The sequence below is a fragment of the Caballeronia sp. INML1 genome (assembly GCF_023631085.1).
GTDB lineage: Bacteria > Pseudomonadota > Gammaproteobacteria > Burkholderiales > Burkholderiaceae > Caballeronia > Caballeronia turbans.
The window spans coordinates 725,389-739,313 of record NZ_JALQDT010000051.1 but is presented as its reverse complement, the minus strand read 5'-3'; the positions used below and the strand labels follow the sequence as shown (position 1 = coordinate 739,313).

Here is a 13,925-nt window from a genome sequence, read left to right as displayed (position 1 = left end):
GCCGATGATAGTGCGGATACCCGTGTGAAAGTAGGTAATCGTCAGGCTCCTCATGCGATAAACAAAAACCCCACCCCGCAAAGGTGGGGTTTTTGCGTTTGGGAACCGAATTCTTCCAAGAAAGTTCGTTCCAACACCATCCCATCTCCGATGCACGGTTTCAGTCGGTAGAATGGCGTCGAAAGGTTGTAACCATCATGCCGACCCTTCCCGGAGCGCATATGAGAACGAGCCTGTTGATTGCCGCCGTCAGCGCCGCGTTGCTTGTCGCGGCGTGTGGCAAGAAGAACGATGCAAGCGAGTCCAGCCTGGGCGCTGCGATTTCCGCCGACATGAAAACGAATCGCGGCCTGCTATGCCTGAATCGAAGTGGTCGTGGGCCGTACGCGTTCCCATCTGTCTATAGCAATCGCGACCTCAACGAATATTCCGCTGCCGCACTGCGCGAGCAACTCGCCGCGCTCGAAAAAAGCGGGCTCATTGCGCGCGCGGCGCCGACTCCGGCGAACGCCAACGCCAAGCAGAACGGCATCGCGTACGGTCTCACTGGCGAAGGGCAGAAATATGCGGTCGAAACCAACCGCCCCGCCGGCGACCCCAACGCCACGAGCGACCCGCGCGCCTGGATGCTTTGCTATGCGCACGTCAAGCTGGACAAGGTCGTCGGCTGGACGGAGCCCGATCCTACGGCTCACCGCTCGGACGTCACGTACACCTACAAGCTCGAAAGCGTGGCCCCGTGGATGGACGATCGTGACATCAAGCGCGCCTTTCCCGACGTGACCGCCGCCGACCGCGAGGCCGGTGAAACGAAGCTGCACATTATTCTCGAGCAGCGCGAGGACGGCTGGGTGCGGGTGGATTGAAGCCGCCGGCCCCGCTTTCGAAATCACACATGCCGCCATCGTCCTTCGATCCTTCCGCCGGCCCGCCGCGCATGTCTGATGTCGCGCGTCTCGCCGGCGTTTCGAAGATGACCGTATCCCGCGTGCTCGCCGGCCACAGTGTCGCGGTGGCGACGCGCGCTCGCGTCCAGAAGGCAATCGACGAACTCGGCTACGTCGCCGATGCCGCCGCGGGCGCCTTGTCGTCCGGACGCTCGGAGTTCGTCGCCGTGCTGGTTCCGTCGCTCGCAAGTTCCAACTTTTCGGACACCGTACGCGGTCTTTCCGCGTCGCTCGAGCCGCACGGCCTGCAATTGCTGATCGGAGACACGGACTACCATCTGGATCGCGAAGAACGGCTCGTGCGCTCGATGCTGCGTCATCAGCCGCGCTGCATCGCGCTGACCGGTTCGCGTCATACGGAAGCGACGCGCACGCTGCTGCGCCGCTCCGGCGTGCCCGTCGTGGAGATGTGGGATTCGCCGTCCGATCCGATCGATGCCGCCGTCGGGTTCTCCAACGTCAGCGCCGCAAGAGAGATGGTGCGCTATCTGGCGGACAAAGGCCACGAACGCATCGGCTTTCTCGGCGGGGCGAGCGAGCTGGACCGTCGCGGCCTGGATCGTTTGAAGGGCTTTCGCGCGCAGATGAAGGCGCTCGGTCTGGACGACGAACGCATCATTCGTCTCGGCGATTCTCCGATCACGATGAGTCACGGCGGCCCCGCGATGGCCGAATTGCTCGACACCTGGCCCGACACGCAAGCCGTGATGTGCGTCAGCGACATGTCTGCGTTCGGCGCGATAATGGAATGTCACCGGCGCGGCCTCGTCGTGCCGGACGACATCGCCGTCGCGGGCTTCGGTAACTTCGAAGTAGCCGCCTGCTGCACGCCATCGATCACGACGATTTCCGTCGATGCATACGGGATCGGCTCGCGGACCGGCGCGACCTTGCTGGCGGCGCTGGAGGCGCGCGAGCAAGGCATCGTCGGGCCGAGCGGCAAGCGCGTGCGCGTCGCTTATTCCGTGGTGCCGCGCGAAAGCGCCTGAGCCGAAGCAGTGCGCCGAGTGCGTGCTAACATTGAGTCGAATGTTACCGGTAACGTAAATATAAACAGAGAGACATCCCATGCCCCAACAGAATCCCAGGCGACTGCGCAGCCAGGAATGGTTCGACGATCCCTCGCACGCCGACATGACGGCTCTATACGTCGAGCGTTTCATGAACTACGGCCTGACGCGCGAGGAATTGCAATCGGGCCGACCGATCATCGGCATTGCGCAGACCGGCAGCGATCTGGCGCCGTGCAATCGCCATCACATCGAACTCGCCGCGCGAACGAAGGCAGGCATTCGCGATGCCGGTGGCATTCCAATGGAGTTCCCCGTGCATCCGCTCGCGGAGCAGAGCCGCCGCCCGACCGCCGCGCTCGATCGCAATCTCGCCTATCTCGGTCTGGTTGAAATCCTGCACGGCTTTCCGCTCGACGGCGTCGTGCTCACCACCGGTTGCGACAAGACGACGCCGGCGTGCCTGATGGCCGCGGCCACCGTCGACATGCCCGCGATCGTGCTCTCGGGCGGCCCGATGCTCGACGGCTGGCACGAAGGCAAGCGCGTCGGTTCAGGCACCGTGATCTGGCATGCGCGCAACCTGCTCGCGGCGGGCGAGATCGATTACGAAGGCTTCATGCGCCTGACGACGGCGTCGTCGCCGTCCATCGGCCATTGCAATACGATGGGCACCGCGCTTTCGATGAACAGTCTCGCCGAAGCGCTCGGCATGTCCCTGCCGACGTGCGCGAGCATTCCCGCCGCATATCGCGAGCGCGGGCAGATGGCGTACGCGACTGGCAAGCGCATCGTCGATATGGTGCGCGAGGATCTGAAGCCGTCGAAAATCATGACGCACGACGCGTTCATCAACGCAATCGTGGTCGCCTCAGCGCTCGGCGCATCGACGAATTGCCCCCCGCATCTGATCGCGATCGCGCGGCACATAGGCATCGAGTTGAGTCTCGATGATTGGCAACGCCATGGCGAACAGGTGCCGCTCATCGTGAACTGCATGCCCGCCGGCGAATATCTCGGCGAGAGCTTTCATCGCTCGGGCGGGGTGCCCGCGGTCATGCGGCAACTCGACAAGGCGGGACTCATCAGACGCGATTGCCTGACCGTGTCGGGCCGCACGATCGGCGAGATCGCGAACGATGCGCCGGCCGCCGACAATGAAGTCATCCGCACCACGGACGATCCGCTGAAACACGGCGCGGGCTTCATGGTCCTGTCGGGCAATTTCTTCGATAGCGCGATCATGAAGATTTCGGTCGTCGGCGATGCGTTCAGAAAGACGTACTTGAGCGAGCCCGGTGCGGAAAACGCTTTCGAGGCGCGCGCAATCGTCTTCGATGGCCCCGAGGATTACCACGCGCGCATCAACGATCCGTCGCTCGACATCGACGAACATTGCATCCTCGTGATTCGCGGCTGCGGCACGGTGGGTTATCCGGGCAGCGCGGAAGTCGTGAACATGGCGCCGCCCGCCGAACTGATCAAGCGCGGCATCGATTCGCTGCCCTGCATGGGAGACGGACGCCAGAGCGGGACGTCCGCGAGCCCGTCGATTCTCAACATGTCACCCGAAGCGGCGGTGGGCGGCGGTCTCGCGCTCCTGCGCACGAACGACAGGATTCGCGTCGATCTGAACGCGCGCAGCGTGAACGTGCTGCTGGACGAAGCCGAGCTCGAAAGCCGCCGCGCGCAATCCGCATTCGCCGCGCCGGTCGCGCAGACGCCGTGGCAGGAGTTGTATCGACAAACGGTAGGACAGTTGTCGACGGGCGGCTGTCTCGAACCCGCGACCCTGTATCTGAAGGTGATCGAAACGCGCGGCAATCCGCGCCATTCACACTGAGCGAGCCGCCATGTCCTACGCCATCTACCCGAGTCTTGCGGACAAGCGCGTCGTCGTGACGGGCGGCGGCAGCGGCATCGGCGCGGCGATCGTCGAGGCGTTCGCGAAGCAGGGCGCGCGCGTGTTCTTCATCGATGTCGCCGAGGCCGATTCGCGGCAACTCGAACAGGCCCTCGCGAGCGAGAAGCATGCGCCGACGTTTCTGCATTGCGATCTGCGCGACACGGCCGCCATCGAAAAGGCCTTCGACGACATCGCCAGCGAAGCCGGTTCAATCGACGTGCTGGTCAACAACGCCGCGAACGACGACCGCCATCAGTGGGACAACGTGAGCAGCGCGTACTGGGACGAGCGCATGGCCGTCAATCTGCGGCATCAGTTTTTCTGCGCGCAGGCCGCGGCAGAGCGCATGCGCACGCAGAAGCACGGCGCGATCGTCAATATGGGCTCGATTTCGTGGCATCTCGCGTTGCCCGATCTCACGCTCTACATGACCGCGAAGGCCGCGATCGAAGGACTCACGCGCGGGCTCGCGCGCGAACTCGGCGAGCATGGCATCCGCGTGAACACGGTGATTCCCGGCGCCGTGCGCACGCCGCGTCAGACGAAGCTGTGGCAATCGCCCGAAAGCGGGGCGAAACTGCTCGCGCAGCAATGCCTGCACGAGCGGATCGACCCGGAACACATCGCCCGCATGGTGCTGTTTCTCGCATCGGACGACGCGGCACGCTGCACCGCGCGCGACTATTACGTCGATGCGGGCTGGTTCGGCACGTGACGCATGACGTAATGCGTTTCAGATGCGCGCATCGCGACGCCGCGTCACCTTCGGCGTCGCCCTGACGGTCGGCATCGTGCCGCTTTCGATGCAATGCTGCACGGCATCTGCGGCTTCGTCATAGTCGCGTTCATCGAGCCAGTGCCAGACTGCCGCGAGAAAGAGGCCGAGTCCCGCATGCCCGCAATGGGCGATTACCTCGGCGATGCCTTCCGCGAGCGCGTCGTTGCGGCCCTCGGGCTGCATCGCGCTCGCGACATGCGATGCCGTGCGCGATACCAGCATCGCGTGCATCGTATGCAGTTGCGGATTGAACGTGCTTGCGGCGTTTTTTCTTTGACTGCTGCCCATGAAACCCCCGTCTCTGGCTCGGCATGCGGCGACGGCATTGGAATTGCGTGCGCGCCGCGAGTGATTCTTCGAATGCGCCTTTTCTTAGGCGATGGGGTCGACTTACGCAAGAAGCGGGCCGACGGTCCACTTCGACCGGCGAACTTCGTTTCGCGCCTTATATAACGGCGCAGCACGCATCCTGCTGGGAACGGAGAAAAAAGCGTGTAAAGACGATCGCGCATGCATTTCATACAATTCAGCGCCGTGTGCGGCAAGCAATCCATCAAAACATGCGTCTTATGTCCTACTTTTGGTCGGCTGTATTCGCTTTGATCGCGGGCTGCTCGTCGGGCGCAACCGCGCGCAGTGATGAATCCGCGCATGCACCGGAATCGCAACAGCCGCAAGCGCTGCACCACGCGAAGCGCACCGCGTCCGGCTTCGAAAACGATTATGGTCATCTGCCGCGCGAATCGTTTCTGAAGTGGCGCTGGGAGCGCTTCACGCATGGCTTGCCGAAACCGCCCGCGAACGGCTATCACTTTCCGATGGCGCATCCCGACATCGCGTGGCTCAAGGCCAACCGCACCGCCGATACGCTCACGTGGATCGGCCATGCGAGCGCGCTGGTACAGATCGACGGCGTGAACATCCTCACCGATCCGGTGTTCTCCGAGCGCGCATCGCCGTTCTCGTTCGCGGGCCCGAAGCGCAAGACGCCGCCCGGCCTCACGCTGAACGAGCTGCCGCACATCGACATCGTGCTGATTTCGCACAATCACTACGATCATCTCGACAAGCCGAGTATCGAAGCGCTCAACCGGCAACCGGGCGGCCCTCCGCGCTTTCTCGTGCCGCTCGGGATCAGGCAGTGGATGAAGGACATCGGCGTGACGAACGTCGAAGAACTCGACTGGAGCGACGAGACGCACGCTGCCGGGCTGAATATCTGGTTCGTGCCGAGCCAGCACTGGTCGGCGCGCACGCCGTTCGACCGCGCGGAAACCCTGTGGGGCGGCTGGGTCGTGAAGACGCCGGCAGGCGCGGCGCATCCGTACTCGTTTTACTTCGCGGGCGACACGGGCTATTCGCCGGACTTTCGCGATATCGGCGCGCAGTTCGGCGGTTTCGATCTCGCGCTGATTCCGATCGGCGCCTACGATCCGCGCTGGTTCATGCACGCGCAGCACGTCGATCCCGAGGAAGCGGTGCGTGTTTTCCAGGACGTCCACGCGAAGAAGGCGATCGGCATTCACTGGGGTTCATTCGAACTGACCGACGAGCCGCTCGACGAACCGCCACGCCGGCTCGCCGACGCCGTGCGCCGCGCCGGCCTGCCCGCAGACGCCTTCACCGTACTGAAACACGGTGAAATGATTCGCCTCGACACGCCGAACTCAAGCGCAGCCACAAGCGGCCGTAAACACGGTCTGGGAGCGCGGCTTTCACGCGCACGAATTCTTCCTGCAAATTGAGGCGCCTCATCGTCGAGGCGACTCGCGGTTGTGCGCGGCGCGGCAATCGTCTTTATCACTGATGGGGCTCATCGCGTGAAGCAACTGTCCATTCGGCATCGCATTCTGGCCAGCTTCGGCATCATTCTTTCACTGATGCTCGTCATGGCGGCACTGTCGTACACGCTGCTTGGCGGAATCGATCGCGAAGCCAAGAGTCTCGAAGACGATTCGATGCTCGGCGTCTCGCTTTCCAGCGATCTGCGCGCGACATGGTTCGAGAACTACGCGATCACGCAGCGGCTCGTCTTCATCGACAAGGACGCCGAACAGGTGCGCCGCGATACGCAGCGTCTCGCCGAAACGCGCGCCACGATCGACAAGCTGATGGACACCTACGTGCCTACCATCTTCGAAGAAGATGACCGGCGCCTCTTCAACGATTTCAAGCGCCAGCGCGACCTTTACCTTCCGGTTCAGGACGAGACGCTGCGCGAACTCGCGAGCTCGAAGGACGCGGCCGCCGCGACCTTCAACACGCGTCTCGCGCCGGTATGGGAAGCAGGACAGACCGCGACGCGCGCGCTCGTCGACCATAACGAGAGCTTCAACGCGAAATCCGTGGAAAGCATTCGCGGCTCGGTGCAGAAGTCGGAAGCGACGCTCATCGTCATCATGCTCATTGCGATTGCGGCGGCAGCGGTGCTCGGCTTCATGCTGATGAAGGCGCTGACGGTGCCGATGCTGCGCATGGTCGATGTGGTGGACAAGATGCGCACCGGCGACCTCACGCAGCGGCTCGCGCTCGCGCGCCGCGACGAATTCGGCACGCTGGAAGCGGGCTTCAATCGCATGACCGACGAGCTCACGGGTCTTGTCGGCCAGGCGCAGAAATCGGCTGTGCAGGTGACGACATCGGTATCTGAGATCGCGGCGACCGCGCGCGAGCAGCAGGCCACCGCGAGCGAGACGGCCGCGACGACGACGGAAATCGGCGCGACCTCGCGCGAGATTTTCGCCACGGCGCGCGACCTCGTGCGCACGATGAACGAAGTGTCGGGCGTGGCGGAGCAATCGGCGGCGCTCGCGGGCACGGGTCAGGCGGGACTCACGCGCATGGAGGAAACCATGCGCCTCGTGATGGAAGCGGCGGGCTCGGTGAACGGCAAGCTCGCGATCCTCAACGAAAAGGCGGGCAATATCAATCAGGTCGTCGCGACCATCACGAAAGTCGCGGATCAGACCAACTTGCTCTCGCTGAACGCGGCGATCGAGGCGGAGAAGGCGGGCGAGTATGGGCGCGGCTTCGCGGTCGTCGCGACCGAGATTCGCCGTCTCGCGGATCAGACGGCCGTCGCCACGTTCGACATCGAACAGATGGTGAAGGAGATCCAGTCCGCCGTCGCGGCAGGCGTGATGGGCATGGACAAGTTCTCCGAGGAAGTGCGCCGCGGCATGCTCGATGTGCAGCAAGTCGGCGGTCAGCTTTCGCAGATCATCCATCAGGTACAGACGCTCGCGCCGCGCTTCTCGATGATCAACGAAGGCATGCAGACGCAGGCCACCGGCGCGGACCAGATCTCGCAGGCGCTGTCGCAACTGTCCGAAGCCGCGCAGCAGACGGCCGAATCGCTGCGCCAGTCGACGCAGGCGATCGACGATCTCACGCATGTCGCGAACGGCCTGCGCACGGGCGTGTCGCGCTTCAAGGTGGCGGCTTGACGTTCCATTGAGGCGCGCCGCGATGCTCTTCGTCCAGTTCACGCTCGGGTCCGACCGCTATCTGCTCGACAGCGCGCACGTCGAACGCATGCTGCCGCTCGCGCCGCTGAAGGCGTTGCCGGGCGCGCCCGCCTGGGTCGCGGGCGTGCTCGATTACGAAGGCGCGAGCGTGCCCGTCATCGATATCGCGGCGCTTGCGCTCGGGCGCGCATCGCAGGAAAGGCTTTCGACGCGGCTCGCGCTCGTCGCGTATCCGCGTTGCGGCGACGACGGCGTGACGACGCTTCATCGGCTCGGTCTTCTGCTCGAACAGGCGACGCGCACCGTCACATTCGATGCCGCTTCGTTCAGCGATGCGGGCATCGACACGCCGCACGCGCGCTATCTCGGCCCGCTCACGCGCGACGAAGCGGGGCTGCTGCAATGGGTGCGCATCGAGCATCTGTTGCCCGACGACGTGCAGGCGCTGCTTTTCGCCGGGAGCGACGCATGAGCGCGCTGCCGACATCATTCGCCGATGCCCGTCATGACGAGCCGTTCGGCATGGGCCGATTCATCGACCTGCTGCATCGCACGATCGGGCTCGATGCCGAATCGATCGGCGCGAACGCGGTGTCGCGTGCGGTGCGCGAGCGTTACACCCTGTGGCGAGACGAGCACGGCGGCACACTGGACGACTACTATCGCGCGGTGACGCAAGATGCCGCGCACATGCAGGAACTGATCGAAGCGGTCGTCGTGCCGGAGACATGGTACTTTCGCGATCCCGAAGCCTTCGCCGCGCTCGCGCGTCTTGCGCGCGTGCGTCTGCACGAGCGGCCCGCGAAGCCGGTGCGCGTGCTGAGCGCGCCGTGCTCGACCGGCGAGGAAGCCTATACCGTTGCGATCGCGCTGATCGAAGCGGGCATCCCCGCCGAGCGCTTCTCGATCGACGCGATCGACGTGAGCGAACGCGCGCTTGCCGTCGCGCGCCGCGCGCACTACGGGCGCAACGCGTTTCGCCAGCGCGCGCTCGATTTTCGCGACCGTCACTTCCGCGCAGCCGATGGCGGCTGGCAACTCGATCCCGCCGTCGCGCAGACCGTGCGCTTCTCGCAAGCGAATCTTCTGCAACTCGACACGCACGCGTTCGAGCAGTTCGATTTCATTCTGTGCCGCAACGTGCTCATCTATTTCGACCGCGACACACAGTCCGCGGTTTTCCGTGTGCTCGATGCACTGCTCGCGCATGGCGGCACCTTATTCGTGGGTCCGGCGGAGACGGGTCTTCTGATGCGCGAGGGCATGAGCTCCTCGAACATTCCGCTCGCGTTCGCGTTCAACCGGGCCGAGCGCGAGCATGTCAGCGTCTTCGATGCGGCGTGGCCGAGCCTGCCCGCCGTGAAGACGCCGCCGCCCATGAAGTCCGCGTTCGTCCTGCCCGCATGGGCCAGCGCGCCGCCCCCGGTTCGTGCGGTGCCGGTGCCGGTTCCCGGGGCGCGCGAAGACGCGCGCGTTCGGCCCGAGCCCGCGATCAGCCTCACGCATGCGCGCGAACTCGCCGATGCCGGACAGCTCGAAGCCGCGGCGAACGCGGCGCATGCGTATCTGCGCGTGAATCCATCGAACGCGGATGCGTACTATCTGCTCGGCGTGATCGCGGATGCGCGTGGCGAGCATCAGGCAGCGCGCGGTCATTATCGTCGCGCGCTGTATCTCGAACCCGCGCATCCCGAAGCGCTCGCGCATCTGGCCGCTTGCCTCTCGCTCGACGGCGATGAAAGCGGCGCGCGCCTCTTGCTCGCACGCGCCGGGCGCGTCACCGGGAGCGCGCGATGAACGCACGCGACACCCATATCGCGATCGATATCGACGATTGCTGGAACCGCATCGGCGTGCGCGGCGATGCGTCGTGTCCGAAGCTCGAACGCTACGTGCATTGCCGCAATTGCCCGATTCACGACGAAGCGGCCGCGCGCGTGCTCGATCGCGTGGAAGCACGCACGTCGATCGAACAGACGAGCGCGGTTTCGTCGAACGAGACGCAGAGCGTCGGCCAGACCGGCGCGCATTCGTGTCTCGTGTTTCGCATCGGCGGCGAATGGCTCGGCTTGCCGACGACCGTTTGCGCGCAAGTCGCTCAACTGCGTCCGGTGCATTCGCTGCCGCATCGGCGGCATCGCGCGGTGCTCGGCATCGTCAACGTGCGTGGCCGACTGATCGTGTGCGCCTCGCTTGCGCGGCTCTTCGGCATCGAAGAACGCGCTGTGAACGACGTATCGCATAACCGGACGCTCGATGCGCGCGAGCTCGGCCGTCTGCTCGTCATCCAGCGCGCGCAAGGCCGCGATCATGCGAACGGCGATCATGAAGGTCCGATCGCTTTTCCCGTCGATGCCGTCGACGGCGTGCATCGTTTCACGAGCGCCCAGCTTCAGCCCGTGCCCGCGACGCTCGCGCAGCGCGTGGCGTCGCATGCGCATGCGGTGGCCGCGTTCAAGGACGCGACCGTCGGCCTGCTCGACGCCGATCGTCTCATCGACAGCATGAACCGGAGTCTCACATGACGAGCATCGATCCCGGCCGCTCGTCGTTGCTCGAACTCTTTCAGGAAGAAGCGCGCGCGCAGGCGCAGATTCTCTCCGATGGCCTCATCGCGCTCGAACGCGCACCGCGCGATCCCGTCACGCTCGAAGCGAGCATGCGCGCCGCGCATTCGCTGAAAGGCGCTGCGCGCGTGGTCGGCGTGCCGGTCGGCGTGACGCTCGCGCATGTGATGGAGGATTGCTTCGTCGCCGCGCAGGACGGGCGCGTCGTGCTCGACGCAGGCTATATCGACATGCTGCTGCGCGGCGTCGATCTCATCGTGCAGATCGGCGAGGCGCGCGACATCGATGCGCAAACGGCGCTCGAACGCGACGTGGATGCGTTCGTCGATGCGCTCAACGCGCGTCTCGAAGGCACGCAAGTGGCCGAAGCGCCGCTTTCGAGCCACGTTGCGCTGGATCTTTCGCAAGAACTTACGCTCGACAATGCGCCCGAGCTGGTCCAGACGCCTTCGCGCACGAATGAAGCGCGCATGCTGCGCATGCGTGCCGACACGCTCGACCGCCTGTTGAGCCACTCGGGCGAATCGCTCGTCGAATCGCGCTGGCTGAAGCCGTTTTCGCAATCGATGCTGCGCGTGAAGCGCATTCAGCACGACGCGAGCCGCGCGCTCGAACGTCTGCACGAAACGCTCACCGAGACGAACGCGACGCAACTCGACGCACGCGCGCATGCCGCGCTCGACGAAGTGCGGCGCCTGACGGCCGAAGCACATCGTCAATTGAGCGAGCGCCTGGCGGAACTCGAAAACTTCGATCGCCGCTCGACGCATCTCGCGCAGCAGATCTACGACGAAGCGCTCGCGTGCCGCATGCGTCCTTTCGTCGATGCGACCGGCGGCTTCGCGCGCATGGTGCGCGATGTCGCGCGCGGGCTCGGCAAGGACGTGCGGCTCGAGATCGCCGGCGAAACGACGCAGGTCGATCGCGACATTCTCGATCTGCTCGACGCGCCGCTCGGCCATCTGTTGCGCAACGCGGTCGATCACGGCATCGAGCAACCCGCGCTCAGGCGCGCGCTCGGCAAGCCCGACACCGGCACGATCACGCTCGAAGCGCGCCATAGCGCGGGTTCGCTCTTCATCAGCGTATCCGACGATGGCGCGGGCGTCGATCTCGATGCGCTGCGTCGCGCGGTCGTGCGCAAGAATCTCGCGAACGAGGACACTGCCGCGCGTCTCACCGAAGCCGAGCTGCTCGAATTTCTTTTCCTGCCCGGCTTCTCGATGCGCGATGCGGTCACGGATGTATCCGGGCGCGGCGTCGGCCTCGATGCGGTGCAGGACGTCGTGCGGCAGGTGCGCGGCAGTGTGCGCGTGACGCAGGACGTGCACGCGGGCACGCGCTTCACGTTGCAATTGCCCCTCACGCTGTCGGTGATCCGCAGCCTGATCGTCGAGGTGGCGGGCGAGCCTTACGGCCTGCCGCTCGCGCATGTCGCGCGCACGCTCGTGCTGCCCGCGAGCGCTATCGACACGCTCGAAGGCCAGCAGCACTTCTCGTTCGACGGAAAGCGCGTCGGCCTCGTCACCGCGCATCAGATCTTGCAGACCGCCGCATTCGAAGCGGCGAGCGATGCGCTCAACGTCGTCGTGATCGGGCAGGGCGCGGCGAGCTACGGCATCGTCATCGATCGATTTCTGGGCGAGCGCATGCTGGTCGTGCAGCCGCTCGACAAGCGGCTCGGCAAGGTGCGCAACATCGCGGCGGGCGCGCTGATGGAGAACGGCGACCCGCTGCTCATCGCCGATCTGGACGACTGGCTGCGCTCGGTCGAAAAGCTCGTTGGCAGCGGCGAACTCGGGCGCGTGGGCCCGAACGCGGCACGCTCGAGCGTGACGAGCGCAAAGCGCGTGCTCGTCGTCGACGATTCGCTCACCGTGCGCGAGCTGGAGCGCAAGCTGCTCGCCTCGCGCGGCTACGACGTGTCCGTCGCGGTAGATGGCATGGACGGCTGGAATGCGGTGCGTGGCGAACGCTTCGACCTCGTCATCACCGATATCGACATGCCGCGTCTCGATGGCATCGAGCTCGTCACGCTCATCAAGCGCGATGCGCAGCTTTCCGGCCTGCCGGTGATGATCGTGTCGTACAAGGATCGCGCGGAAGACCGTCAGCGCGGCCTCGATGCGGGCGCGGATTATTACCTCGCGAAAGGCAGTTTCCACGATCAGGCGCTCATCGAGGCGGTGCGCGATCTCATAGGCGAGGCGAAATCATGAAGATCGGCATCGTCAACGACGTTCCGCTCGCGGTGGAAGCGCTGCGGCGCGCGCTCGCGGCGCGGCCCGACTTCGAGATCGCGTGGGTCGCGCACGACGGTCGGCAGGCGGTCGACTATTGCGCGGCCCACACGCCCGATGTCGTGCTGATGGATCTCGTGATGCCGAACGTCGATGGCGTGCAGGCGTCGCGGACCATCATGGCGCGTTCGCCGTGCGCGATTCTCGTCGTCACCGTGGATGTCGGCGCGAACGCGTGGCGCGTGTACGAAGCGATGGGCGCGGGCGCGCTCGATGCCGTCGATACGCCCGCGCTCTCCGGCGCCGATGCGCGTCGCGGCGCGGCGGCATTGATTGCGAAGATCGATCAGATCGGCGCCCGGCTCGCGTCGTCGGGTGCCTCGTCCGTCAGCGCGATGAGCATGCCGAAAAGCCATGCGCGACTCGTTGCGATCGGCGCGTCGGCGGGCGGCCCGTCCGCGCTCGCAACGGTGCTCGGCGCGTTGCCGAAGGACTTCGCTGCGGCGATCGTCATCGTGCAGCATGTGGATCGCGCGTTCGCGGAAGGCATGGCGCAGTGGCTCCATGCGCAATCGGTGCTGCCCGTGCGCGTCGCGCGCGAGGGCGACAAACCGGTGCCGGGCGAAGTGCTGCTCGCTGCGACCAACGATCATCTCCATTTCGCCGATGCTTTACGCCTCGGTTACACCGCGCATCCCGAGCAGCTGCCTTACCGGCCTTCCGTCGATGTGTTTTTTCAGAGCGTGACCGAGCGCTGGACCGGCCGCGCGATCGGCGTGCTGCTGACGGGCATGGGCCGCGACGGCGCGATCGGCCTGAAGGCGATGCGCGCGAAGGGCTATCACACGATCGCGCAGGACGAGGCGACGAGCGCGGTGTACGGCATGCCGAAGGCCGCGGCCGCGCTCAACGCGGCGGCGTCGATATTGCCGCTGCCGCGCATCGCCGACGCAATCGCCAGGGCATTTTACTGATAGCGCCACGAACCAACCGATAAGCAATCAATCAAG

Annotated in this window: 12 protein-coding genes; 11 read left to right on the top strand and 1 reads right to left on the bottom strand. The window is 65.1% G+C overall.

The genetic code is table 11. The features are described 5' to 3' along the window. Positions 1–221 precede the first annotated feature (221 nt). The 4 genes from NCR38_RS19515 to NCR38_RS19500 all read left to right on the top strand — a co-directional run bounded on the left by NCR38_RS19515 (position 222) and on the right by NCR38_RS19500 (position 4,578). On the top strand, positions 222–866 hold the full coding sequence (locus NCR38_RS19515) for a hypothetical protein (protein WP_061117901.1): 645 nt from the start codon (positions 222–224) through the stop codon (positions 864–866). Between the two features lie 29 nt (positions 867–895). After that, positions 896–1,936: a LacI family DNA-binding transcriptional regulator gene (locus NCR38_RS19510; protein ID WP_061117902.1), complete on the top strand. Its 1,041-nt coding sequence runs from the start codon at positions 896–898 to the stop codon at positions 1,934–1,936. Positions 1,937–2,015: 79 nt separating this feature from the next. Then, on the top strand, positions 2,016–3,800 hold the full coding sequence (locus NCR38_RS19505) for an IlvD/Edd family dehydratase (protein WP_250477490.1): 1,785 nt from the start codon (positions 2,016–2,018) through the stop codon (positions 3,798–3,800). A 10-nt stretch (positions 3,801–3,810) separates the two neighbouring features. After that, on the top strand, positions 3,811–4,578 hold the full coding sequence (locus NCR38_RS19500; RefSeq protein ID WP_061117904.1) for an SDR family NAD(P)-dependent oxidoreductase: 768 nt from the start codon (positions 3,811–3,813) through the stop codon (positions 4,576–4,578). Between the two features lie 18 nt (positions 4,579–4,596). Here the strand turns inward: NCR38_RS19500 and NCR38_RS19495 are convergent, their stop codons facing one another. Beyond that, a complete protein-coding gene (locus NCR38_RS19495; RefSeq protein WP_061117905.1) occupies positions 4,597–4,929 on the bottom strand; it encodes a hypothetical protein in 333 nt (110 codons plus the stop codon). Between the two features lie 281 nt (positions 4,930–5,210). On the opposite strand from NCR38_RS19495, the gene NCR38_RS19490 reads away from it, so the two are divergent. The 7 genes from NCR38_RS19490 (at position 5,211) to NCR38_RS19460 (ending at position 13,889) form a co-directional block, all read left to right on the top strand. Beyond that, a complete protein-coding gene (locus NCR38_RS19490; RefSeq protein ID WP_250477489.1) occupies positions 5,211–6,386 on the top strand; it encodes an MBL fold metallo-hydrolase in 1,176 nt (391 codons plus the stop codon). 75 nt (positions 6,387–6,461) lie between these two features. After that, entirely contained in the window at positions 6,462–8,087 is a 1,626-nt protein-coding gene (locus tag NCR38_RS19485) for a methyl-accepting chemotaxis protein (RefSeq protein WP_061117906.1), read from the top strand. A 22-nt stretch (positions 8,088–8,109) separates the two neighbouring features. Next, complete coding sequence (locus NCR38_RS19480) at positions 8,110–8,580, top strand: chemotaxis protein CheW (protein ID WP_061118124.1); 471 nt, start codon at positions 8,110–8,112, stop codon at positions 8,578–8,580. Then, on the top strand, positions 8,577–9,905 hold the full coding sequence (locus NCR38_RS19475) for a protein-glutamate O-methyltransferase CheR (protein WP_061117907.1): 1,329 nt from the start codon (positions 8,577–8,579) through the stop codon (positions 9,903–9,905). Before NCR38_RS19480 ends, NCR38_RS19475 begins: the two co-directional genes overlap by 4 nt. Beyond that, on the top strand, positions 9,902–10,633 hold the full coding sequence (locus tag NCR38_RS19470) for a chemotaxis protein CheW (RefSeq protein ID WP_061117908.1): 732 nt from the start codon (positions 9,902–9,904) through the stop codon (positions 10,631–10,633). The genes NCR38_RS19475 and NCR38_RS19470 overlap by 4 nt, the downstream gene beginning before the upstream one ends. Further along, positions 10,630–12,894 (top strand): hybrid sensor histidine kinase/response regulator, encoded by a 2,265-nt coding sequence (locus tag NCR38_RS19465; protein ID WP_061117909.1) that lies wholly within the window; start codon positions 10,630–10,632, stop codon positions 12,892–12,894. The genes NCR38_RS19470 and NCR38_RS19465 overlap by 4 nt, the downstream gene beginning before the upstream one ends. Continuing rightward, a complete protein-coding gene (locus NCR38_RS19460; RefSeq protein WP_061117910.1) occupies positions 12,891–13,889 on the top strand; it encodes a chemotaxis response regulator protein-glutamate methylesterase in 999 nt (332 codons plus the stop codon). Before NCR38_RS19465 ends, NCR38_RS19460 begins: the two co-directional genes overlap by 4 nt. Positions 13,890–13,925: the final 36 nt, after the last annotated feature.